Source organism: Tsukamurella pulmonis (assembly GCF_900103175.1).
Taxonomy (GTDB): domain Bacteria; phylum Actinomycetota; class Actinomycetes; order Mycobacteriales; family Mycobacteriaceae; genus Tsukamurella; species Tsukamurella pulmonis.
In genome coordinates, this window is record NZ_FNLF01000002.1 from 2,557,585 (window position 1) to 2,579,775 (window position 22,191).

Sequence of the window (22,191 nt, forward strand, 5' to 3'; positions counted from 1 at the left end):
GCTGAAATGGGCCGATCAGCCGCGGACCGCGGCGTCGGACTCGCGGGCCAGTTGTTCTCGGAGCCGGAAGTGCTGGAGCTTGCCGGAGGGGTTGCGCGGCAGTGCGTCCACGAAGCGGACGTCCCGCGGGTACTTGTACGGCGCGAGGCGCGCCTTCACGCCGTCCTGGATGCGCCGCACCATCGCGTCGCCGGCGTCCTCGCCCTCGCGCAGCACGACGAACGCACAGACGACGGCCCCGCGCTCCGTGTCGGGCCGGCCGACCACCGCGGCCTCGACGACGGCGTCGTCGGCGCAGATCGCGGCCTCGACCTCGGGACCGCCGATGTTGTAGCCGGAGGAGACGATCATCGCGTCGGACCGGGCCTGGAACCGGAAGGTCCCGTCGGCGTCGCGGACGACGGTGTCGCCGGTGACGTTCCAGCCGTTCACCACGTAGCCGAGCTGCCGGGCGTCGTCGAGGTAGCGGCAGCCGGTGGGGCCGATGGCGGCGAGGCGACCCGCGACCCCCGGGCCGACCTCCTCGTCGTCCGGGCCGAGCACCGTGGCGCGGTAGCCGGGAACGGGGGTGCCGAGCGCGCCGGGGACGGTGCGGCCGGGCGCGGTGGAGAGGAAGACGTGCAGCAACTCGGTGCAGCCGATGCCGTTGACGAGCTCGATACCGCACTCGTCGCGGACCAGCTCGAAGGTCTCCTCCGACAGGTGCTCGCCCGCGGAGACGCCGACGCGGACACCGCGGAGCCGTCCCGCGCCGCCGCCCCGGATGATCGCGCGGTAGGCGGTCGGCGCGGTGAAGAGGACCGTCACTCCGTGCTCGGCGACGACGTCGGCGAGCTGCGCCGGGGTAGCCCGCTCGGTGAGCACGGTGCTCGCCCCGAAGCGCAGCGGGAAGACGACGAGGCCGCCGAGGCCGAAGGTGAACGCGAGGGGCGGCGATCCCGCGAAGACGTCCTCCGGTCCGGGGCGCAGGACGTGCCGGGCGAAGGTGTCGGCGTTGGCCAGGACGTCGCGATGGAAGTGCATCGTGATCTTGGGCCTGCCGGTGCTGCCCGAGGTCGGGCAGAGCAGGGCGACGTCGTCCGCGGCCGTCGTCACGGGGGTGAAGACCCCGTCCCGACGGGCGGCGCGCTGCTCGAGCCGGTCGGGATCGTCACCGCCGAGGAGGACCAGCGCGGCGCCGGACCCGGTGCTCCGCAGCGCCGCGCGGAGGTCCGCGGCCGCCGCCGCACCGCTGACGCAGACGACGGGCGTCGTCCGCTCCAGGAGGTCCACCAGCTCGGCGGGGCGGAGCATGGGCATCGTCGTCACGAGCACGGCGCCGGCCTTCAGCGCGCCGAGCCAGGCGGCCACGAGCCAGGGGGTGTTGCCCTCGCGGAGCAGCACTCGGTTGCCCGGCCGCACGCCGAACTCGTCGACGAGGACCTGCGCCACCCGGTCCGAGGCCTCGCGCAGGTCCCGGTAGGTCCACCGCAGCCCCTCGGGCGTCCGGATCGCGGTCCGGTCGCCGAACCGCTCCGCGCCCTCGTCGATGAGGGCGACGGCGGCGTTGAGGCGATCGGGGTACCGCAGTTCGGGCAGCGTGAACTCGAGCGTCGGCCACTGCTCCGCGGGCGGCAGATGGTCGCGGGCGAAGGTGTCCTCGTGGGCGCTGGGCGTCAGGGTCATCGTGGGCCTCCTGGTCACTGCGCGAGCAGCCCCTCCTGGCACACGGTGGCCAGGTGGGTGCCGTTGCGGTCGTGGAAGCGGCCGGTGTTGAGGCCGCGGGAGGAGCCGACGTTCACCGACTCCTGGGAGTAGAGGACCCAGTCGTCCAGGCGCGCCGGGCGGTGGAACCACATCGCGTGGTCGAGGCTGGCGGTGCGCAGGCCGTCGTCGGACCACGACGCACCGAGCGCCCGCAACGAGGGCTCCAAAATCGTGTAGTCGCAGCAGTAGGCCAGCGCGATGTCGTGGACGGTCTGCTCCTCGGGCAACGTCGAGAAGGCCTTGATCCACACCGCCTGCCGGGGGGCACGGTCACGGTCGCCGGGGAGGTAGATCGGATCGGGGACGTGCCGCATCTCGAAACTGCGGCCATGCGACCAGTAGTCGGCGTCGGCGCCGTCGCGTCCCGCGAGGGCCTCGGCGGACGACGGGAGGCCCTCGGGCGCGGGGACACCGGCGAGACCGGTGCCCGCGACCTCCCCGACGAGCGGCGCCCCGGGGACCTCGGTGCCGTCCGCACCGGCGGCGAAGGAGGCGTAGCAGGTGTAGATCACTTTACCGCCCTGCAGGCCGCGGACGTGCCGGGTGGCGTATCCCCGCCCGTCGCGCAGGATCTCGACCTCGTAGCGGACGTCGCCGCCGATTTCCGCCGGGCGCAGGAAGTAGCTGTGGGCGGAGTGCACGGTCTTGCCCTCGACGGTCGCGCACGCCGCGGCGACCGCCTGCGCCACCAGGTCGCCGCCGTAGGCCTTGGGCCAGGGGACGTACTGGGTGGTGGCGGTGAAGGCGCGGTGCCCCGCGGGGGCGTCGTCGGTCTCCGTGAGGCGGACCGCGTCGAGGAAACGCGCGGAATCGGCCACGTTGCTGTCGAACTCGTTGACGGTGGTCATGCGCGGCGGTACCCCTCGAGCGTGGCGTCGTCGACGTCGTCCAGGTTCACGACGATGTTCTCGGGCGTGCGACAGGTGAGCCAGACGAGGTCGTCGGTGATCGACATGTTGGCCTCGACGTGCGGCATGTACGGCGGCACGAAGACCCAGTCCCCCTCGGTCATATCGGTGTACCGGGTGTAGCCCTCGCCGTAGTAGATGCGGCCGTGGCCCGAGAGGACGTAGCCGCCGGTCTCGGCCTCACCGTGGTGGTGCGGCAGCGACCGGTAGCCGGGCTTGTTGCGCACCTGGCCGTACCAGATCTTCGTGGCGGGCGTGTGCTGGATGCTGACGCCGGAGACGCGGATGCAGTCTCCGGACTGCGCGGTGTCGGTGCTCTCCGCGCCGTGGCGGGTGACGACGGGGACGTCGCCGGTCGGTAGCAGTGCGGGGTCGACGATCTGTTCGCTCATGGGCTTCGCCTTTCTGGTGGTGAACGCGGTTGCGGTCAGGCTCGGATACGGATGGTGTTGCGCAGGAGTCCGATCCCCGAGATCTCGGTCTCGAGCACCTGCCCGTCGGAGAGGAAGCGCTGCGGATCACGGCCCGCGCCCACGCCGGCGGGGGTACCGGTGAGCACGAGGTCGCCGGGGCGCAATCGGGTGAACAGCGAGGCGTGGTGCAGCAGTTCGGCCGGCGGGAAGAGCAGGTCGTCGAGCGGGGCGTGCTGCACGGTCTCCCCGTCGACGCGGCAGGTCACGACGTGCTCGGCGGGGTCGAAGGCGTCGGTGGTGACGACGACGGGCCCGACGGGCGTGGTCGCGTCCCAGGCCTTCCCGGAGAGCCACTGGGTGGTGGCCCACTGCCGGTCGCGCAGCGAGACGTCGTTGCTCACGGTGTAGCCGGCGATCGCGGCCGCGCACTCGGCGACGGAAGCGCGGCGCAGATCGGCGCCCACGACGACGGCGAGTTCCGCCTCCCAGTCCAGCTTTGTGGTGTCACCGGCGGCGAGGGCGACGTCGGCCTCGGGACCGACGAGGGTATCCGCCCACTTCGCGAAGAAGGTGGGTACCTCGGGGACGCCGCGGCCCATCTCCTCGATGTGGGCGCGGTAGTTGAGCCCGCAGCACAGCACCTTGCCGGGGGCGCGGATCGGCGCGAGCGGGCGGGCCGCGGGCGGGAGCGCCTCTCCCTCCTCCGCGGCGCGGCGCGCAGCGGCACGCCAGTCGTCCTGACGCAGAAGCTCGTCGACGCTCGCTGCGCCCGCGCATCGCGGACCGGATCCGGTGTCGACGGTGGCGATCGTCCGATCGCCGAGCTGATGGGTTGCGAGCCGCACGGGAGAAGCCTCCGAACTCGTATATAGCGTTTCTGACGTCCGTCAGATAGGCTGAATGTAGCACGGATCACACCTCTGGGACAGACCCTTCTTCGTCACCGATCCGCCTCTGCATGAAAGGAACCCCATGTCCGCCAAGGTCACCGTCAATCCCCCGCAGCTCGCCGTCCCCCGTGGCTTCGCGCACGGCACACGCGTCGGGAACACCCTCCATCTGGGCGGCCAGACCGCCATGGACGCCGAGGGCGCGATCGTCCCCGGCGGCATCGTCGAGCAGTTCCGCCGCGCGTTCTCCAACGTGCTGGCCACAGTCGCCGAAGCGGGTGGTACGCCAGACGATCTGGTCTCGGTGACCATCTACCTCACGGACGTGCAGGACTACCAGCGCAACGGCAAAGAGATCGGCCGCGTCTGGCGCGAGCTCGCCGGCGACCACTACCCCGCCATGGCGGGTATCGGCATCAGCGAGCTGTGGCAGCCCGAGGCGATGATCGAGATCGCAGGCATCGCGGAGATCGGCTCCGGCGCACGCGGGTAGCCTCGCCCTGAGGCCGGCACGGGACCGGACGGTGAGGAGGGGCCGATGACGGAAGCAACGCGCGCACAGCCGCTGGTCCGCGATCTCATCGTCTCGCTGTTCGGCCTCTACGGGCGCGGCGAGGAACCGTTGCCGATCGCGCAGATCATCGCCCTCGTCGGCACCGCCGGCCCCGACGAGCAATCGGTGCGCTCTAGCGTCTCCCGGATGAAGTCGCGGGGCCTCTTAGAGGCCGCGACCCCCGGCCGCTACCGCCTCGCCGGGAGGCGCGCCGCGGCCTTCGAGGCGGGCGACACCCGGATCTTCGGCGAGCACGGCTACGACGCAGTGGCACCCTGGAGCCTCGCCGTGTTCTCGGTCCCCGAATCACAGCGCGCCCGAAGGGTACTTCTGAAGAAGACTCTGAGCGAGATGGGCTTCGGCGTGGTCGCCGCCAGCGTCTACCTCGCGCCGTCGGGCATCGGCAACGAGGCGCGCGAGCGGCTCATCCGCCTCGAGCTCGACGGCTATGTCGAGTGGTTCGAGCTACACGCTCCCGACATCGAGCGGCTACGGACGCAGGCCGGACAGTGGTGGCCCCTCGACGCCCTAGCCGAGGACTACCGCACCTTCCTCGACGAGTTCGGCCCTGTACGGGAGCGATGGGAATCCGCCGCCGGGACCGACGAGGACGCCTTCGCCGATCACCTCCGGCTCGTCACCTCCTGGCGCGAACTGCCCTACCGCGACCCGGGCCTGCCCGTCGACGCGTTGCCGCGGGACTGGCCCGGCGCCGACGCGCGCGCGCTGTTCCTGGAGCTGCGCGGCGTCCTCGCGGGACCCGCAGCCCGCTTCGCGGGTCACGCGGATCTCGAGCGTCGCGACTGAGGAAGCGCGCCGGATCGCGCTGCCGGTGCAGCGCGCCTCCATTGTTAGGATTGCTAGCAGCCCACCACCGACACCGAAGGCATCGCCCTGTCTCCGTCATACTCCCGCGCCGCCGTCGCCGTCCTGTGCGCCGCGGGCATCGTGGTCGCGCTGATGCAGACCATCATCGTGCCGCTGATCCCCCAGCTCCCCGACCTCGTCGGGACCACCCCGTCGAACGCCTCCTGGACGCTGACGATCACCCTGCTCGTCGGCGCCATCGGCACGCCGATCGCCGGTCGCCTCGGCGACATGTTCGGCAAGCGCCGCGTGCTGCTGGGCAACATGGCCGCGGTCGCTCTCGGGTCGGCCGTCTGCGCCGTCTCGACCTCCTTGCTGCCGTTCCTCGTCGGCCGAGGCCTGCAGGGGCTCGGGATCGGCGCGATCGCGGTCGGCATCAGCATCCTGCGCGACATCGTGCCGCCGGCACAGCTCGGCGCGGCGGTCGGCGCGATGAGCGCGTCGCTGGGAGTGGGCGGGGCGCTCGGGCTGCCGTTCGCCGCGGCGGTCGCCCGGCACCTCAGTTGGCACGCGCTGTTCTGGCTGTGCGCGCTCGCCGCCGTGCTGTGCGCGGCCGCGATCCTGCGGTTCGTCCCCGAGGGGCCGTCCGAGCGTGGCGGACGCTTCGACGTGGTCGGCACGCTCGGCCTCACCGCCGTGTTGACCTTCGTGCTGCTCCCGCTGTCCAAGGCCGCCGACTGGGGGTGGACGGATCCCCTCACCCTCGGCATGTTCGCGGCGTTCGCGGTCTCGGCGGTCGCGTGGTGGCGCTACGAGCGACGCACCCCGAATGCGCTCATCGACGTCGACACCCTGCTGCACCCGCCGATCCTGCTGACCAACATCGCCTCCGTCGCCACCGGCTTCGCGTTCTACGCGATGCAGATGATGCCCATCCAGTTGCTCATGGCGCCGGACGAGGCACCCGCCGGCCTCGGCCTCGACATGGTGCCCGCGAGCCTGGTGCTCATGCCCACCGGCCTCGTGATGTTCGGCTTCTCCTACGTGAGCTCGTGGATCACCGACCGGCACGGCGCCCGCCTGTCGCTGGCGATCGGCGGCGTCGTGATCGCGGGCGGTTACCTGGTGCTCCTCGCGGCGCTGACCGGCCCCTGGTCCATCACATGGCAGTGGATCCTCGGGGCGAGCGCGCTCGTCGGTGCAGGCCTGGGTGTCGCCTACTCCGCGATGCCGGCGCTGATCATGTCGGTGGTCCCGGTCTCGCAGACGGGCGAGGCCAACGGGGTCAACGCGCTGATGCGTTCGGTCGGCACGTCGATGGCCACGGCGGTCGTCGGCATGGTCCTGACCGGTGCGACCGTGGTCACCGTCACCGCCGGGGGCCCGGTCCGCACCCCCTCCGCCGGCGCCTACGAGGCCACCATCCTGATCAGCCTCGCCGTGTGCGCACTGGCCGTCGCCTGCTCCCTCGCCATTCCGCGACGCCGCGCGGCCGCCTGAGCCCCGTCCTGTTAGGTTGACGTGGTGCCGATCACGTCGTCCGCCCTGCCGCGCGCGCTGACGAATCGTGTCGCCGGCCTCCTGCGCGGGTTCGTCACCCCCGATCCCGTCACCCCGATAGGCCCGCCGGACTGGTCCGGGCTCGACGCGCGCGAGTACGCAGGCCCGGTCGTGCCGGCCGGTACCCCGATCGAGCGGGTACCGCTCGCCGCCGCGCTCGGCCTCGACGAGGCAACCGAGGCGCACCGCTTCCTCTACGCCACCACCAACCAGCACGGCCCGGGAGCGGTCAGCACCGCCGCACTGTTCCTGCCGCACGGCGCCCCACCCACGGACGGCTGGCCCGTGATCGCCTGGGCGCACGGCACCGTCGGGCTGTGTGACGACGCGACCCCGTCCGCCCAGCCGCAGTCCGACCGGCAGCGGTTCTACCTCGGGCACTGGCTGCGTCACGGCTACGCCGTGGTCGCCACCGACTACGCGGGCATGGGCACGCCCGGCCTGATGAGCTACCTCAACGGCCGCATCGAGGCGCACAACCTCATCGACTCGGTGCAGGCCGCGAGGGGGCTGGACGTGCCGCTGGCCCGGCGGTGGGCCCTCGTCGGACAGTCGCAGGGCGCGGGCGCGGCCATGAACGGCGCCCGGTACGCGAGCGAGTTCGGCGCGGGCTACGACCTCGACCTGCGCGGCGTCGTCGCGACCGGCACGCCCGCCAACATCGAGCGCGTCGCGCAGTTCCTCCGGCCCTCGTTCCCGCCGATCGTCCTCCCGCCGCTGACCACCGTCTACGCCGCGTACATCCTGGCCGGCATCCGCGACGCCCGCCCCGACCTCGGGATCGACGGCCTACTCAGCGACGAGGGCCGACGGGTCGTCGACCTCGCGGAGCGCCTGAGCCTGTACGACACGCGTGAGGCCGTCCGCGGCGCGCGGATCTCCACCTGGGTCACCGCTCCCCTGCGTTCGATCCCCGGCATCGGTACCGCCCTGCACGAGCACATGGGTACCCCGACCGCGGGCTACGACCGGCCGATCTTCCTGGGCCACGGCCTCACCGACATCGATGTCCCCGTGGCGTCCGGGCTCTCGCTCGCCGCGGCACTGGCCGCGCACCGCCAGCCGGTGACGCTCAAGCTGTACCCCACCGACCACTTCGGCACCGTGTACGCGGCCGCCGACGACGCCGCCGAGTTCCTCGCGCGGGTCATGGAGTAAGAGGAGAACCACGATGAAGGACTTCCACGGCAAGGTCGCCGTCGTCACGGGCGTCGCGTCCGGTATGGGTCGCGAGCTCGCGCTCGAGTTGGCGCGGCAGGGCGCCCGGCTCTCGCTGTGCGACTACGACCCGGTCGGCCTCGAGAACACCGCGGAGCAAGCGCGGGCGCTGGGCGCCGAGGTGCACACCAAGGTGGTCAACGTCGGCGAGCGCGAGCAGATCCTCGCGTACGCGGACGACGTGGTCGCGCACTACGGGGTGGTCAACCTGGTGTTCAACAACGCCGGCATCGCGCACCACGCGAGCGTGGAGAAGACCTCCTTCAAGGATTACGACCGCCTCATGGACGTGGACTTCTGGGGCGTCGTCAACAGCTCCAAGGCCTTCCTGCCGCACCTCATCGCCTCCGGCGACGGTCACATCGTCAACACCAGCTCGATCTTCGGCCTGTTCGGCGTCGGCGGGCAGAGCGCCTACAACGCCGCGAAGTTCGCGGTGCGCGGCTTCACCGAAGCGCTGCGCATCGAGATGCTCGCGAGCGATCACAACGTCGGCGTGAGCTGTGTGCACCCCGGCGGGATCAAGACCGACATCTGCAACAACGCCACCGTCGCCGAGGGCCAGGACCAGGCCTCGTTCGCGGACTTCTTCAACAAGCACCTGGCCCGCACCGAGGCGGACGCGGCGGCGCGCACCATCCTGCGGGGCGTCAAGAAGAACCACGGCCGCATCCTGATCGGGCCCGACGCCGTGGCGCTCGATCTGCTCGTGCGCGTCACCGGCAGCGGCTACCAGCGCCTGATGGCCTTCGTCGACGGCCAGCAGTCCCGGTTCCTCTGACCCGCTACGGCGCGGCGAGGACCTCTTCCGCTGCGCGGTGGCCGGATCGGATCGCTCCGTCCATGTAGCCGTTCCACCGGGCTGCCGTCTCGGCACCGGCCCAGTGGATGCGGCCGACGGGTGCCGCCAGTGCCGAACCGTACTGCGTCCACACGCCGCAGCCGAGCCGACCGCCGTAACAACCGCGACTGAACTCCTCAGCGTTCCAGTCCTGCTCCACGTAGTCGAAGGGCGCAGCCGCCTCGGGGCCGAAGTACTTGACCAAGGCGCCGAGCACCAGGTCGCGGCGTTCGGCCGCGCTCAGGCGTTCGGCGGCACGCGCGTGCGCGCCCTCGAGGAAGCCGACCAGCACGCCGCAGCTCCCGTCGCTCGGCGAGTTGTCGAGGACCACGTTGAAGGCGTCGTCGAGGCTGATGACGAAACCACTGAGCCCGTCCTCGCGCCAGAACGGACGGTCATAGCCGACCTGGACCTTGATCACGGAGCCGGCGGGGATCTGCTGGGTGAGCCCGTCGCGGGCCGAGGGCAGCGCCGGCAGGTAGCGGATGCGGCCGGCGAGGGTCGGCGGGATCGCGACGATCACCTGCTCCGCCGTGAACACGCCGCCCCGTGTCCCGTCGGCACTCTCGTAGGCGACGGCGACGCCGGCATCGTCCTGAGTGATCGTGCGAACGACGGTGCCGAGTCGGACGGCGTCGCCCAGGTGCCCGGCCAGCCGCTCGGAGATCTGGTGCGTGCCGCCGACGACACGGGCGTCCTGCGCGCCCTTGCGGGTACTCAGCAGCATCGCGAGGCTGGTGCCCGAGCGGATGTAGGTCAGGAAGTGCAGGAAGGACAGCTCCGCGGTCTCGGCGGAGAAGACGGCGGGCACGATGATCCGGAAGAAGCTGCGCGCCATGGCGCTCGCGGTGTTCGCACTGAGCCACGTGTCGACGTTGTGCCGGTCGAGGTCAGCGGCGCCGTCGACCGCCCAGGGCTCACCGGGATCGACCTCGGCGGCGAGGTTCTCGATGACCGCCCAGAGGCGTCCGACCTCGGCCAGCGACTCGTCGTCGAGGCCGAAGCTCTCGTCCGCATACCGAACGGCACGCCCGTCGACGTAGGTGATCGCGTCACCGTCGTCGTAGGAGGGAAAGGTCTCCAGCCCGAGTTCGGCGACGAGTTCGAGAGCCGCGCTCTGATCGGGCCCGATCCACTGCCCGCCCAGCTCGACTGGCACGCCGTTGCTGAGGAAACCACCGTGGTTGCGGCCGGCGACGCGGTCACGCGCTTCAAGGACCAGCACCGACTTCCCCGCCTCCACCAGCCGCCGGGCGGCGGTCAGGCCCGCCAGACCAGCGCCCACCACGATCACGTTCACGTCCACCATGTCCCGCTCCTCATTCTCAGTCAGTCGTATGACTTGCTGCACGTACTGTAATCCGAGTCACGCATCCGTGTCGAGACCTCGCGCTGGAGCGGGTGTGATTTGCTGGGGTACCCACGAACCGAACCGGAGGCCGGATGCCCTACGTCGAGTCCGCGGTCCGCGGCCCGCAGATCGTCGCGGCCGCCCGGGCCGTGTTGATCCGTGACGGCGTCGCCAAGACCAGCCTGCGCGCCGTCGCCTCCGAGGCGGGGATCCCCCTGGGCACGCTGCAGCACGTCTTTCCCGGGAAGCAACTGCTACTGCAGGCGGTGATCGAGCAGGTGATCGACGACATCTCCGAGGTCCTGCGACGCTCGGCCGACACCGATGCCGGGCTCGCCCACGCCCTGGCACAGGGACTGCGCAACTTCTGGGCGACGCTCGTCCTCGATCACCGCGGCCTCCAGGTCCTGCAATACGAGCTCGTGACGCACGCTCTGCGCACGCCGGGACTCGAGGACCTCGCCCGCCTCCAGTACGAGCGTTACGCCGAGGTGGTCCGCCAATGGTGCGTCGAGGCCGCCGATCGGGCCGAGGAGGACAGCGCCGTCCCGTACGACAGGCTCGCCCGGGTGGTCGTCGCCGCGGTGGACGGGCTGATCCTGCAGCAGGTCTCGGCCCCCGACGCCGATCGCGCGGCAGCGGACCTGGAGGCCGTCATCGCCATGGTGATCGCGCTCGCGGCCCCCGCCCCGCGATAGCGGAACGGGCACCGCCGACCGGATGGTCGACGGTGCCCGTGCACCGGGTGCGCCCCGCGATCAGGAGTTGAGCGAGTCCAGATCCGCGTTGAAGGTCGCGCTGGGGCGCATCACCTTCGCCATCTTCTCGGGGTCCGGGTAGTAGTAGCCGCCGATGTCGGCCGGCTCGCCCTGGACCGCGCGCAGCTCCTCCACGATGGTCTCCTCGTGCTCGGTGAGCGCCTTCGCCAGCGGCGCGAACTTCGCGGCCAGCTCCGGGTTCTCGGTCTGCGCGGCCAGCTCCTGGGCCCAGTACAGGGCCAGGTAGAACTGGCTGCCGCGGTTGTCGAGCTCGCCCGTGCTGCGCGAGGGCGCCTTGTTGGTCTCGAGCAGCTTGCCCGTCGCGGCGTCGAGCGTGGTGGCCAGCACCTTCGCGGCGGCGTTCTCGTTCTTGATGCCCGTGTCCTCGAGGCTGACCGCCAGCGCGAGGAACTCGCCCAGCGAGTCCCAGCGCAGGTGGTTCTCCTCGGTGAGCTGCTTGACGTGCTTGGGCGCCGAACCGCCGGCACCGGTCTCGTACATGCCGCCGCCCGCCATGAGCGGGACGATCGAGAGCATCTTCGCCGACGTGCCGAGCTCGAGGATCGGGAACAGGTCGGTGAGGTAGTCGCGCAGGATGTTGCCCGTTGCGGCGATGGTGTCCAGGCCGCGCATGGCCCGCTCGAGGGTGTAGCGCATGGCGCGCACCTGCGACATGATCTGGATGTCGAGGCCCTCGGTGTCGTAGTTCTTCAGCTCGGCCTTGACCGCCTTGATCAGCTCGTTCTCGTGCGGGCGGTACGGGTCGAGCCAGAACAGCACGGGCGTACCGGACTGGCGGGCGCGGTTGACGGCCAGCTTGATCCAGTCGCGGATCGGTGCGTCCTTGACGGTGCACATGCGCCAGATGTCGCCCTCCTCCACCTCCTGGGAGAGCAGGACCTCGCCGGTGGCGTTGTCGACGATGTTCGCGGTGCCGCCGGCGGGGACCTCGAAGGTCTTGTCGTGCGAGCCGTACTCCTCCGCCTTCTGCGCCATCAGGCCGACGTTGGGGACGGTGCCCATGGTGCGAGGATCGAAGGCGCCGTTGGTCTTACAGAAGTTGATGATCTCCTGGTAGATCCGCGCGAAGGTGGACTCCGGCATCACGGCCTTGGTGTCCTTGGTGCGGCCGTCGGCGCCGTACATCTTGCCGCCGGCGCGGATCATCGCGGGCATCGAGGCGTCGACGATCACGTCGGACGGCGAGTGGAAGTTGGAGATGCCGCGGGCCGAGTCGACCATCGCGAGCTCGGGGCGGTGCTCGTGGCAGGCGTGCAGGTCCTTGACGATCTCCTCGTGCTTGGAGGCCGGCAGGGTCGCGATCTTGTCGTACAGGTCGCCGAGGCCGTTGTTGACGTTCACGCCGAGCTCGTCGAAGAGCTCCTGGTGCTTGGCGAACGCCTCCTTGTAGAAGACCTTGACCGCGTGGCCGAAGACGATGGGGTGCGAGACCTTCATCATGGTGGCCTTGACGTGCAGCGAGAACATGACGCCGGTCTCGTAGGCGTCCTGCATCTGCTCCTCGTAGAACTCCAGCAGCGCCTTCTTGCTCATGAACATCGAGTCCATGACGTCGCCCGCGCCGAGCTTGACGCTCTTCTTGAGCACGTGGGTCTGGCCGTCTGCGGTCACCAGCTCCATGCGCAGGTCGCGCTCGCGGTCGAGCGTGGTGGACTTCTCGCCGTGGTAGAAGTCGCCGTGCTTCATGTGCGCCACATGGCTGCGCGAGGCCATCGACCACTCGCCCATGCTGTGCGGGTTCTTGCGGGCGTACTCCTTGACCGCGCGCGGGGCGCGACGGTCGGAGTTGCCCTGGCGCAGCACGGGGTTCACGGCACTGCCGAGGATCGTCGAGTAGCGGGTCGCGATGTCGCGCTCCTCGTCGGTCTTGGGCTCCGACGGCAGGTCGGGGATGTCGTAACCCTTGCCCTGCAGCTCCGCGATCGCGGCCAGCAGCTGAGGCACCGAGGCGCTGATGTTCGGGAGCTTGATGATGTTCGCGGTCGGGTCCTGGGTCAGCTCGCCGAGGGCGGCCAGGTTGTCCGGAACCTTCTGCTCCTCGGTCAGCCGCTCGGGGAAGGTCGCGAGAATGCGCGCAGCGACCGAGATGTCACTGGTCTGCACGTCGATGCCGGCGGGCCCGGCGAAGGCGCGGATGATCGGCAGGAACGACGCGGTGGCCAGTAGTGGGGCCTCGTCGGTCAGCGTGTAGATGATGGTCTGCTGCTGCGCACTCATGTGTGTTTGCTTCTCCCGAATGTCTTGGTCGGTCGACTCTGTACGAACTGCTTGTGTCAGTCTCCATGTAACGGTTCCCCCATTATCCTCCCTCACGCCGCGGACCCGCGACGGCAGTCCGGCAAACGCAGCGCGCCCCCGCCGTTTACGCTGTCGCCATGGCCGGAGGACTCGCAGCCCTACTCGACGACATCGCCGCTCTCGCGCGGCTCGCAGCCGCGTCGGTCGACGACGTGGCGGCGGCCGCCGGACGCGCGAGCGTCAAGGCGGCGGGCGTGGTCGTCGACGACACGGCCGTCACCCCGCGCTACGTGCAGGGCATCGAGCCCGCACGCGAGCTGCGCATCGTCGCACGGATCGCCAAGGGATCGCTGCGCAACAAGCTCGTCTTCATCCTCCCGGCCATCCTGCTGCTGAGCTGGCTCGCTCCGTGGGCACTGACCCCGATCCTGATGCTCGGCGGCACCTACCTCTGCTACGAGGGCGCCGAGAAGATCTGGGAGAAGCTCAGCGGGCACGAGGAGCCGGAGGCGGACGCCGGGCAGGCCGTCGACGAGGACACCGTGGTCAGCGGCGCGATCCGCACCGACTTCATCCTCTCCGCCGAGATCATGGTGATCGCGATGAACGAGGTCGCGAGCGAGGCCCTGTGGTCGCGGGCGCTGATCCTCGTGGTCGTCGCGATCCTCATCACCGCGCTCGTCTACGGCGTGGTCGCGCTCATCGTGAAGATGGACGACGTGGGCCTCGCGCTGGCCCAGCGCCCGTCGGAGTTCAGCCGCCGGGTCGGCACGGCGATGGTCAAGGCGATGCCGAAGGTACTCAGCGTGCTCGCGAACGTGGGCATCGTCGCGATGTGCTGGGTCGGCGGGCACATCCTGCTGGTCGGCCTCGACGACCTGGGCTGGCACCGGCCGTACTCCGTGGTGCACCACTTCGAGACCTGGGCCCACGACCTGATCCCCGCCATCGGCTCGGTGCTCGGCTGGCTGGCGAACACGCTCGGCTCGGCCCTCTTCGGCCTGGCGGTGGGCGCCGTCGTGGTCGCGATCGTGCACCTGATCGGCAAGATCCGCGGCGGCGCCCCCGCCGAGCACTGACTCAGCGCACCGGCACGAAGACCTGCGTGCGCAGGTCCGCCTCGGGCACCGTCGACGGGTCGTTGAGGTAGACGTTGAAGTGGTGCGTCGCCGGATCGTCCGGGGTCCGGGAGAGCTCGAGTCCGTGCTCGGCCACGTAGGCGCCGATCAGCTCGTGCGCCCGGCCGATGGCCTGTGGGTACGGCCCCTCGACGGTGGCGACGACGGCCCGCAGCGGCCCGGTCGCCAGGACGCCGAGCGGCGCGCCCGCGGTGGTGCCGTCGGCCACCTCGACGAAGACGGACTCGTCCACGTCCGCCTCGCGGAACTCGTCGTCGTGCTCGATGCAGCCGCCGGTGGCGCCGGCGGTGATGCCCTGCTCCCGGAGCGCAGGGAGGAAGCGCTGCCACAGCAGGCCCTCCCCGGCGTAGTCGGGGACGGTGCCGCGCAGGTAGACGAGTGTGCGGGCGGGCAGGGTGATCTCGGAAACGGTGTCGGTCATGGTGGGCTCCTGAAGGATCGAGTCGAGCAGGGTCAGGCGCGCCGCCACCCGGTCCGCGGCCGCGACGAGCTCGAGGCGCTGCGCGCGCAGGGCCTCCTCGTAGGCCGCGGTGCCGCGCACCGCGAGCAGGGCGCCGATGGCGGACACGCCGAATCCCACGTCCCGCAGGCGTCGGATGGCGGCCGCCTCGGCGAGCTGCGCTCCGTCGTACCTGCGGTGGCCGGTCGCGGCGTCGACGTCCGCGGGCACCAGGACACCGTGGGCGTCGTAGTGGCGCAGCATCCGCACGCTGATCCGGCTGAGCGAGGAGAACCTGCCGATGGGCATGAGGTCCGGGGTGTCGGTCACGGGCACCACTGTTCCTCCTGACACGGTGTGAGGGTCAAGCCCCGGCGCGGACCTGCCGATCGACTCCCCCGGCGCGCGCCGCCCCGTCGGCGATCAGGTACTGCGCGCCCGTGTACGTGGCCATCACGGCCCCCTCCATCCACGCGGGCGGATCGGCGAGGACGAACTTGCGCAGCCCGAGGATCGAGTCGCTCAGGAGGAAGAGTCCGGCGCCCGCGAGCGTGGCGCGGCGGGCGTCGGCGGGGATCTGCGGGCCCAGCACCGTCGCCGCGGCGGCGGTGCCACTGAGCACGGCGGAGTACCCCGCGAGGACCGGCGCGAGCGCGGGAGCGGTCCGGTACGCGGCGAGCAGGGTCCGCGGCGCGCCGACCACCCACGCCGCCCCGACGGCGGCGGGGCGCACCGGCGAGGCGTCGGGATCACGCTGCGCGAGCAGCCCGCTGATGTAGGCGGCGTGGCCGGTCGCGAACGCGCTCGCCCCGAGCGCGAAGTCCCTCGGCTCGTCGCCGAGCAGTGCCACATCGCCCACCCACCCGGCGGCCTGGCCCGCGAGCGTGGAGCGGCGCAGTGGCGAGCGCCGCGCCCGCGGGTCGGTGGCGAACGACGCCGCGAGGATCGGCAGCAGCAGCGGCTTGGTGAACCGACGCGCGTGGTGGCGAGAAGGCTTCGGCGACGCCGACAGCGTGGTGTCGACGACCGCGACGGCGGCGTAGGCGAGCTTGAGAACGGTGCTGGCACGGGTCACCGCGCCAATCTATCCGTAGGCTCGTCCCGTGAGCATCGACACCGTGCAGCAGGCCCGGCGGCCCGAGGAGGGGCGCATCCGCATCCCCCGCGACCTGGACGCCGTCACCGACGTCGGCACCGAGGACCACGACGGTGTGGACGCCCGGGCGGTGGAGCGGGTCTGGCTCGCGGCGCGGTCGTGGTACGCCGCCGGGATGCAGCCGGCGATCCAGGTGTGCGTGCGGCACCGCGGCCGGGTCGTGCTCGACCGGGCCATCGGTCACGCCCGGGGCAACGGCCCCGCTCTGCCCTCGAACCGCGATGAGGCCGCCGAGCCGGTCCCGGTCACCGTCGGCACCCCGTTCTGCACCTACTCGACGGCCAAGGGCGTCGCAGTCACCGTGCTACACCGGCTGATCGAGCGGGGCGACCTCGCTCTCGAGGCCCGCGTCGCCGACTACATGCCCGAGTTCACCAGCGACGGCAAGGACCGCGTCACCGTGCGGCACGTGCTGACCCACAGCGCGGGGATCCCGATCAACACCGGGCCGAAGCCGGATCTCTCGCGTTCCGAGGACAGCGAGTACACGCGGGCGATGCTCGCCGGCATCAAGCCCGTGTACTCCCCCGGCCGGCTCCACTTCTACCACGCGCTGACGTGGGGGCCACTGGTCCGCGAGCTCGTGCTGGCCGCCACCGGTCGCACCATCCGCGAGATCGCGGCGACGGAGATCCTGGACCCGTTGGGCTTCCGCTGGACCAACTTCGGTGTCGCACCCCGGGATCTGCCCGCGGTCGGCCTGAGCTACGCGACCGGCACGCCCGCGCCGCCGGTCATCGAGGCCGCGTTCCGGAAAGTGGTGGGCGGCACCATGCAGCAGATCGTGCCGATGTCGAACTCGCCGCAGTTCCTCACCGGCATCGTGCCCTCCTCCAATCTGGTCTCGAACGCGCACGAGCTCTCGCGGTTCGCCGAGATCCTGCGCCGGGGCGGTGAGCTCGACGGTGTCCGCGTGCTGCGGCCCGAGACGCTCGCGGCGGCGACCACGCAGGCCCGTCGGCTGCGCCCGGACTTCGCGACCGGCGGCGCGCCCCTGCGATGGGGCACGGGCTACATGCTCGGCTCCGAGCGGTTCGGCCCCTTCGGCCGGAACGCACCTGCGGCCTTCGGCCACACGGGTCTGACGGAGATCGCGATGTGGGCCGACCCGGAGCGGGATCTGGCTGCCGCAGTGGTCTCGAGCGGCAAGCCCGGGAGCCACCCCGAGGCCAAGCGCTACCCCGCGCTCCTCGACGCCATCACGGCCGCCTTCCCGCGGTCGGCGCGCTGATCGACGAGGTGCTCTCCGGGCCGGGCGATAGGGGTTCCCTACCGCTCCGATAGGCCGTCTCACCTCGACTTTCGACTATTTCTAGAATAATTCCAGAAACGCTGGAATCTGGCGCTCCGCGGACGTAAGGTGGGTGACGCGCGGCCCGACAGCCCGGCCGCACCGCTTCACAGCCGAACACACATCCGTACCCGAGAGGAACGCCGTGTCCGAGGATCAGACCACCTCCCCCCAGGAACAGACGAGCGGAAGCGGGGGCTGCCCCGTCGCGCACGGTTCGCTGCGCCCGCCCGTGGCCGGCGGCGGCAACCGCGACTGGTGGCCCGACGAGGTCAACCTGAAGGTGCTCGCCAACAACCCCGCCGAGGGTGACCCGCTGGGCGCGGACTTCGACTACGCGGCCGAGGTCGCGACGCTCGACGTCGACGCCGTCCGCGCCGACCTGGTCGCGCTGATGCGGAACTCGCAGGACTGGTGGCCCGCCGACTTCGGCCATTACGGCCCGCTGTTCATCCGCATGTCCTGGCACTCCGCCGGCACCTACCGCACCACGGACGGCCGTGGCGGCGGCGGCGCGGGCCTGCAGCGTTTCGCCCCGCTCAACAGCTGGCCCGACAACGTCAGCCTCGACAAGGCCCGGCGGCTGCTGTGGCCGGTCAAGCAGAAGTACGGCCGCAAGCTCTCCTGGGCCGACCTGATCCTGTTCGCGGGCAACGTCGCCCTCGAGGACATGGGCTTCACCACCGAGGGCTTCGCTTTCGGCCGCGCCGACGTGGCCGAGCCCGAGGACGTCTACTGGGGTCCGGAGCACACCTGGCTCGGCTCCGACGGCCGGTTCTCCGGCAAGCGCGAGCTGGATCAGCCCCTGGGCGCCACTCACATGGGCCTGATCTACGTCAATCCCGAAGGCCCCGAGGGGGTCCCGGACTACATCGCGGCCGCGGACGACATCCGTGAGACCTTCGGCCGGATGGCGATGAACGACGAGGAGACCGCGGCGCTCATCGTCGGCGGCCACACGTTCGGCAAGACGCACGGCGCGGGCCCCGTCGAGAACGGCCCCGAGCCCGAGGCCTCCCCGATGGAGCAGCAGGGCCTGGGCTGGAAGGGCGGCAACGGCACCGGCGTCGGCAAGGACGCCGTGACCAGCGGCCTCGAGGTCATCTGGACGCACACGCCGACCAAGTGGGACAACAGCTTCCTCGAGATCCTCTACAGCAACGAGTGGGAGCTCTTCCAGAGCCCCGCCGGCGCGAACCAGTGGCGTCCGAAGGACGGCGGCTGGGCGAACTCGGTGCCGGAGGCCTTCGGCACGGCCAAGACCCACCCGTCGATGCTGACGACCGACCTGTCGCTGCGGTTCGACCCGATCTACGGCGCGATCACCAAGCGCTGGCTCGACAACCCGCAGCAGCTGGCGGACGCCTTCGCCAAGGCCTGGTTCAAGCTGCTCCACCGCGACATGGGCCCGACCGCCCGCTACGTGGGCCCGCTGGTCCCGAAGACCGAGCACCTGTGGCAGGACCCGATCCCCGCGGCCGAGGGCGCCCCGATCGACGCGGCCGACGCCGACGCCATCACCGAGCGCATCCTGGCGACCGGCCTGACCACCGCACAGCTGGTCAAGACCGCGTGGGCGGCGTTCTCCTCGTTCCGGCGCACCGACAAGCGCGGCGGCGCCAACGGCGGCCGCCTCCGCCTGCAGCCGCAGGCCGGCTGGGAGGTCAACGAGCCCGACGAGCTCGCCCAGGTCATCCGGACGCTCGAGGGCGTGGTCGACGCCTGGAACGCCGAGTCGGGCACGAAGGTCTCGTTCGCCGACGTCGTGGTGCTGGCGGGCAACGCCGGCGTCGCGCAGGCCGCCAAGGCCGCCGGTGTCGACGTGAGCATCCCGTTCACGCCGGGCCGCACCGACGCGACCCAGGCGGAGACCGACGTGGAGTCCTTCGCCGTCCTCGAGCCGCGCTTCGACGCCTTCCGCAACTACGTGGCCAAGGGCGCGCCGATGCCGGCGGAGTACCTCCTCGTCGAGAAGGCGAACCTGCTCGGGCTCACCGCGCCGGAGATGACGGTGCTCCTCGGCGGCCTCCGCGTGCTGGGCAACAACTTCGGCGGCTCCGAGGCGGGCGTGTTCACCGACCGCCCCGGCGTGCTGAGCAACGATTGGTTCGTCAACCTGCTGGACATGTCCACCAAGTGGACCCCGGCGTCCGACGACGACTCCACCTACGTCGGCACCGACCGCGCCACCGGCGAGAAGAAGTGGACGGCCACCCGCGCCGACCTCGTCTTCGGCTCCAACTCGGTCCTGCGCGGCATCGCCGAGGTGTACGGCGCCGCCGACGCCGGCGAGAAGTTCGTGACCGACTTCGTCGCGGCATGGACCAAGCTCGCCAACGCAGACCGGTTCGATGTGAAGGCCTGATCCTCTTCCACCGGCCGGCAGCACGCCCCGCACACCCCTTCCGGGTGTGCGGGGCGTGCTCGTTCCCGGGCCGGATTCGAGTTAGTCACAATTAACCCTGAGCGCGATAGCCGCCGGTCGCAGGCGTACTCTCCCTCTCATGCCGTACTTCGACCGGGTCTCCGAGACCGCGTTCCGCCCCACCGAGCACGTCTCCGGCGGATGGAACACCGCGGAGCAGCACATCGCCCCGCCGATGGGGCTGCTCGCCCACGCGGTGGAGCAGGACCGCGACGCGCGCCGCGACGACGGCCTGCGCATCGCGCGCCTGTCCTACGACATCCTCGGCACGCTGCCGATGGACGTCGTCGACGTGGAGGTGCGGGTGGTGCGCCCCGGCCGCACCATCGAGCTCGTCGAGGCCGTCCTCGGTCACGGGGGCCGCGCCGGACTCGTCCTGCGCGCGTGGCTGCTCGACCGCCGCGACACGCGCGAGGTCGCCGCCTCCGAGCTGGATCCGATCCCGCCGGCCGAGCAGATGCCCGAGTACGACCCGAGCGCCGTCTGGCCGGGCGGCTTCATCGCCTCCGCGCGCACCCGTCGCGCGGAGGAGCGTCCCGGCCGCGCGGCGTACTGGGTGGAGTCCGACGTCCCCCTCCTCGACGAGCCGACGGGTCCGATCGCGCAGGCGGCACGCCTTTTTGACATCGCGAACGGAATGACACCCCGGTTCACCCCCGAGCAGGTGGCGTACCCGAACCTCGACCTGACCGCGCACCTGTTCCGCGACCCGGTGGGCGGTGCGATCGGCTTCGACACGCGAGTGTCCACCGGGCCCGACGGCGCAGGTCTGACCCATTCGGTCATTCACGACATCACGGGCCCGCTCGGCACGGTGGATCAGATCCAAACCGTGCGTCTGCGCTGAAATCCGGTCCGGAGTGTGGTTACATTCCGAGCGTTCAGTTCACCCTGCCGAAGGGAGCTCTAATGAATACTCGGATCACACGGACGCTCGGTGCAGTAGCCGCCGCCGTCGCGCTGACCGTGACCATGACCGCCTGCGACAACGCCAAGGACACGGCGAACGACGCGAAGGACGCCGCGACGTCGGCCGCCGGCAGCGCGGCCTCCGCGGTCACCGGCGCGAACGGTGCGGGCGCGGGCGAGTCCGGCGCGAACGGTGCGGGCTCCGAGTCGAAGGCCGCCGTGCCCTCGACCAGCATCGCGACGCCCGGCGGCACCGAGGTCACGCTGACCGACGCCCCGATCATCGGTGAGTACGCCAAGTACGGCTACGAGAAGGGCCACCTCGGCGCCCCGCTCGGCCCCGTGTCCGCACTGCCGGACGGGAAGGGCAAGTACCTCACGCTCAAGGGCGGCACCATCTACTGGTCCGAGGCCTCGGGCGCGCACGTCGTGCACGGCGTGATCGGCGACAAGTGGGGCGACGAGGGCCACGAGGCCGGCAAGCTCGGCTACCCCACCAGCGACGAGACCGCCGAGAACGGCGAGATCAAGCAGACCTTCCAGAACGGGACGATCACCTTCGCCGACGGCAAGGCCACGGTCTCCTAGTCCTCGACGACGGTCACGGCGCCGTCCCGATGTACACCGTTCGTGCGGCCAGCACGAAGGCATCGGGGCGGCGTCGTACGTTGTGGGGGTCGCCGGGATCGGTGAGCCGGCGCAGGACCTCCGCGTCGTCGGGTGCGAGCCGGTCGGCCATGCGCAGGTAACGGCCCATCATGCGGGCGACCGCGTCCCGCGACGCCGGGTCCAGCGGCGCGGGGCGGTCCACCAGGAAGGTGCGGGCCCGCACGTCGCGCAGGCCCGCCGCCCGCAGCAGCGCGGGCCAGTCCTCCGGCACGTCGACGGTGCCCTCGAGCGCGGCCCGCATCGCCCCGAAGCCCTCCGCCTGCAGAGCGTCGAGCCGCTCGGCGAGGCCCGGACGGCCGAGGCCGATGTCGCGCGGCAGGAACCGCAGCGGCAGGCCGCCCTCGGCCACGGCGAGCACTCCCCCCGGGTTCAGGCGCCCGGCCAGCGCGGCGATCGCCGCCGATTGATCACCCAGGTGGTGCAGGGTCTGCGCCGTCCAGATGACGTCCGCCGCGGGCAGGTCGGCGACACCGCCGGGCAGGTCGGTCCGCAGGGTCTCGACGGTCCGCCCCGCGGCGGCCGCCCGCTCCCGGGCCCGGTCCAGCAGCGGCTCGGCGCCGTCGACGGCGATCACCCGGGCCGTGGGGAAACGCGCGGCCAGCAGGTCGGTGAGGACGCCCGGTCCGGCCCCGACGTCGAGCGCCGTCCCGGGGGCCGGGACGCGCTCGGCGATCGCCTCGAAGGCCGCCGTCGCGTACGGCGCCAGTGTCGTGGCCTCCGCTTCCAGCTCGGCGGCGAGGGCGGCCCAATCCGGATCGATGTGCGCGTGGGCGTGTGCGTGCTCCGTCATGCCGCCACGGTGCCCCGCAGGGTGACACCATGGCAAGTCTTCGTGCCATTTCGGCAAACGTCGGCGGGC

20 protein-coding genes are annotated in these 22,191 nt (G+C 71.3%); 11 read left to right on the plus strand and 9 right to left on the minus strand.

Annotated features, from left to right (window positions below; genetic code table 11):
• Positions 1 to 15: 15 nt before the first annotated feature.
• From BLQ62_RS12555 to BLQ62_RS12570, 4 genes are read right to left on the minus strand one after another with little or no spacing between them, the layout of a single operon-like run.
• The gene (locus tag BLQ62_RS12555; RefSeq protein WP_068567502.1) at positions 16 to 1,665 is read right to left on the minus strand and encodes an AMP-binding protein; all 1,650 of its coding nucleotides are present in this window, start codon (positions 1,663 to 1,665) and stop codon (positions 16 to 18) included.
• A gap of 14 nt (positions 1,666 to 1,679) precedes the next feature.
• Positions 1,680 to 2,594, minus strand: coding sequence for an acyl-CoA thioesterase (locus BLQ62_RS12560; RefSeq protein ID WP_068567504.1), 915 nt, complete (start codon positions 2,592 to 2,594; stop codon positions 1,680 to 1,682).
• Positions 2,591 to 3,046 (minus strand): cupin domain-containing protein, encoded by a 456-nt coding sequence (locus BLQ62_RS12565; RefSeq protein ID WP_068567505.1) that lies wholly within the window; start codon positions 3,044 to 3,046, stop codon positions 2,591 to 2,593. Before BLQ62_RS12565 ends, BLQ62_RS12560 begins: the two co-directional genes overlap by 4 nt.
• Positions 3,047 to 3,081: 35 nt before the next feature.
• Entirely contained in the window at positions 3,082 to 3,912 is an 831-nt protein-coding gene (locus BLQ62_RS12570; RefSeq protein ID WP_068567507.1) for a fumarylacetoacetate hydrolase family protein, read from the minus strand.
• 127 nt (positions 3,913 to 4,039) lie between these two features.
• Here BLQ62_RS12570 and BLQ62_RS12575 point away from each other — a divergent pair, with 127 nt between their 5' ends.
• From BLQ62_RS12575 to BLQ62_RS12595, 5 genes are all read left to right on the plus strand, one after another.
• Positions 4,040 to 4,450 carry a RidA family protein gene (locus BLQ62_RS12575; protein ID WP_068567509.1) on the plus strand — a complete coding sequence of 137 codons (411 nt, stop codon included), beginning with the start codon at positions 4,040 to 4,042 and terminating at the stop codon, positions 4,448 to 4,450.
• Positions 4,451 to 4,495: 45 nt separating this feature from the next.
• Positions 4,496 to 5,317 carry a PaaX family transcriptional regulator gene (locus tag BLQ62_RS12580; RefSeq protein ID WP_068567510.1) on the plus strand — a complete coding sequence of 274 codons (822 nt, stop codon included), beginning with the start codon at positions 4,496 to 4,498 and terminating at the stop codon, positions 5,315 to 5,317.
• 153 nt (positions 5,318 to 5,470) lie between these two features.
• Positions 5,471 to 6,817: an MFS transporter gene (locus BLQ62_RS12585; protein WP_231857684.1), complete on the plus strand. Its 1,347-nt coding sequence runs from the start codon at positions 5,471 to 5,473 to the stop codon at positions 6,815 to 6,817.
• Between the two features lie 21 nt (positions 6,818 to 6,838).
• A complete protein-coding gene (locus BLQ62_RS12590; RefSeq protein ID WP_068567512.1) occupies positions 6,839 to 8,035 on the plus strand; it encodes a lipase family protein in 1,197 nt (398 codons plus the stop codon).
• Between the two features lie 13 nt (positions 8,036 to 8,048).
• Complete coding sequence (locus BLQ62_RS12595; RefSeq protein WP_068534296.1) at positions 8,049 to 8,876, plus strand: SDR family NAD(P)-dependent oxidoreductase; 828 nt, start codon at positions 8,049 to 8,051, stop codon at positions 8,874 to 8,876.
• Positions 8,877 to 8,880: 4 nt separating this feature from the next.
• On the opposite strand, the gene BLQ62_RS12600 is transcribed toward BLQ62_RS12595, so the two are convergent.
• Complete coding sequence (locus BLQ62_RS12600) at positions 8,881 to 10,245, minus strand: flavin monoamine oxidase family protein (protein WP_068567515.1); 1,365 nt, start codon at positions 10,243 to 10,245, stop codon at positions 8,881 to 8,883.
• A 134-nt stretch (positions 10,246 to 10,379) separates the two neighbouring features.
• On the opposite strand from BLQ62_RS12600, the gene BLQ62_RS12605 reads away from it, so the two are divergent.
• Positions 10,380 to 10,985 carry a TetR/AcrR family transcriptional regulator gene (locus BLQ62_RS12605; protein WP_068567517.1) on the plus strand — a complete coding sequence of 202 codons (606 nt, stop codon included), beginning with the start codon at positions 10,380 to 10,382 and terminating at the stop codon, positions 10,983 to 10,985.
• 60 nt (positions 10,986 to 11,045) lie between these two features.
• On the opposite strand, the gene BLQ62_RS12610 is transcribed toward BLQ62_RS12605, so the two are convergent.
• Positions 11,046 to 13,283 (minus strand): NADP-dependent isocitrate dehydrogenase, encoded by a 2,238-nt coding sequence (locus BLQ62_RS12610; RefSeq protein ID WP_068567519.1) that lies wholly within the window; start codon positions 13,281 to 13,283, stop codon positions 11,046 to 11,048.
• Between the two features lie 158 nt (positions 13,284 to 13,441).
• On the opposite strand from BLQ62_RS12610, the gene BLQ62_RS12615 reads away from it, so the two are divergent.
• Positions 13,442 to 14,383: a DUF808 domain-containing protein gene (locus BLQ62_RS12615; protein WP_068567520.1), complete on the plus strand. Its 942-nt coding sequence runs from the start codon at positions 13,442 to 13,444 to the stop codon at positions 14,381 to 14,383.
• Position 14,384: 1 nt separating this feature from the next.
• On the opposite strand, the gene BLQ62_RS12620 is transcribed toward BLQ62_RS12615, so the two are convergent.
• Together BLQ62_RS12620 and BLQ62_RS12625 are read right to left on the minus strand one after the other, a co-directional pair.
• On the minus strand, positions 14,385 to 15,212 hold the full coding sequence (locus BLQ62_RS12620; protein WP_068535801.1) for a MerR family transcriptional regulator: 828 nt from the start codon (positions 15,210 to 15,212) through the stop codon (positions 14,385 to 14,387).
• Between the two features lie 34 nt (positions 15,213 to 15,246).
• The gene (locus tag BLQ62_RS12625; protein ID WP_068567526.1) at positions 15,247 to 15,957 is read right to left on the minus strand and encodes a lysoplasmalogenase; all 711 of its coding nucleotides are present in this window, start codon (positions 15,955 to 15,957) and stop codon (positions 15,247 to 15,249) included.
• Positions 15,958 to 15,985: 28 nt separating this feature from the next.
• Between BLQ62_RS12625 and BLQ62_RS12630 the strand changes: the two genes are divergently transcribed.
• The 4 genes from BLQ62_RS12630 to BLQ62_RS12645 all read left to right on the plus strand — a co-directional run bounded on the left by BLQ62_RS12630 (position 15,986) and on the right by BLQ62_RS12645 (position 21,251).
• Positions 15,986 to 17,269, plus strand: coding sequence for a serine hydrolase (locus BLQ62_RS12630; RefSeq protein WP_082756719.1), 1,284 nt, complete (start codon positions 15,986 to 15,988; stop codon positions 17,267 to 17,269).
• A 205-nt stretch (positions 17,270 to 17,474) separates the two neighbouring features.
• Positions 17,475 to 19,694, plus strand: a complete 2,220-nt coding sequence (gene katG, locus BLQ62_RS12635; protein ID WP_068534290.1) for a catalase/peroxidase HPI — start codon at positions 17,475 to 17,477, stop codon at positions 19,692 to 19,694.
• A gap of 139 nt (positions 19,695 to 19,833) precedes the next feature.
• A complete protein-coding gene (locus tag BLQ62_RS12640) occupies positions 19,834 to 20,601 on the plus strand; it encodes an acyl-CoA thioesterase domain-containing protein (RefSeq protein ID WP_068534288.1) in 768 nt (255 codons plus the stop codon).
• 62 nt (positions 20,602 to 20,663) lie between these two features.
• Positions 20,664 to 21,251, plus strand: a complete 588-nt coding sequence (locus BLQ62_RS12645) for an LGFP repeat-containing protein (protein ID WP_068534283.1) — start codon at positions 20,664 to 20,666, stop codon at positions 21,249 to 21,251.
• 13 nt (positions 21,252 to 21,264) lie between these two features.
• Here BLQ62_RS12645 and BLQ62_RS12650 read toward each other — a convergent pair whose 3' ends face one another.
• Complete coding sequence (locus BLQ62_RS12650; protein ID WP_068567528.1) at positions 21,265 to 22,122, minus strand: class I SAM-dependent methyltransferase; 858 nt, start codon at positions 22,120 to 22,122, stop codon at positions 21,265 to 21,267.
• Positions 22,123 to 22,191 lie beyond the last annotated feature (69 nt).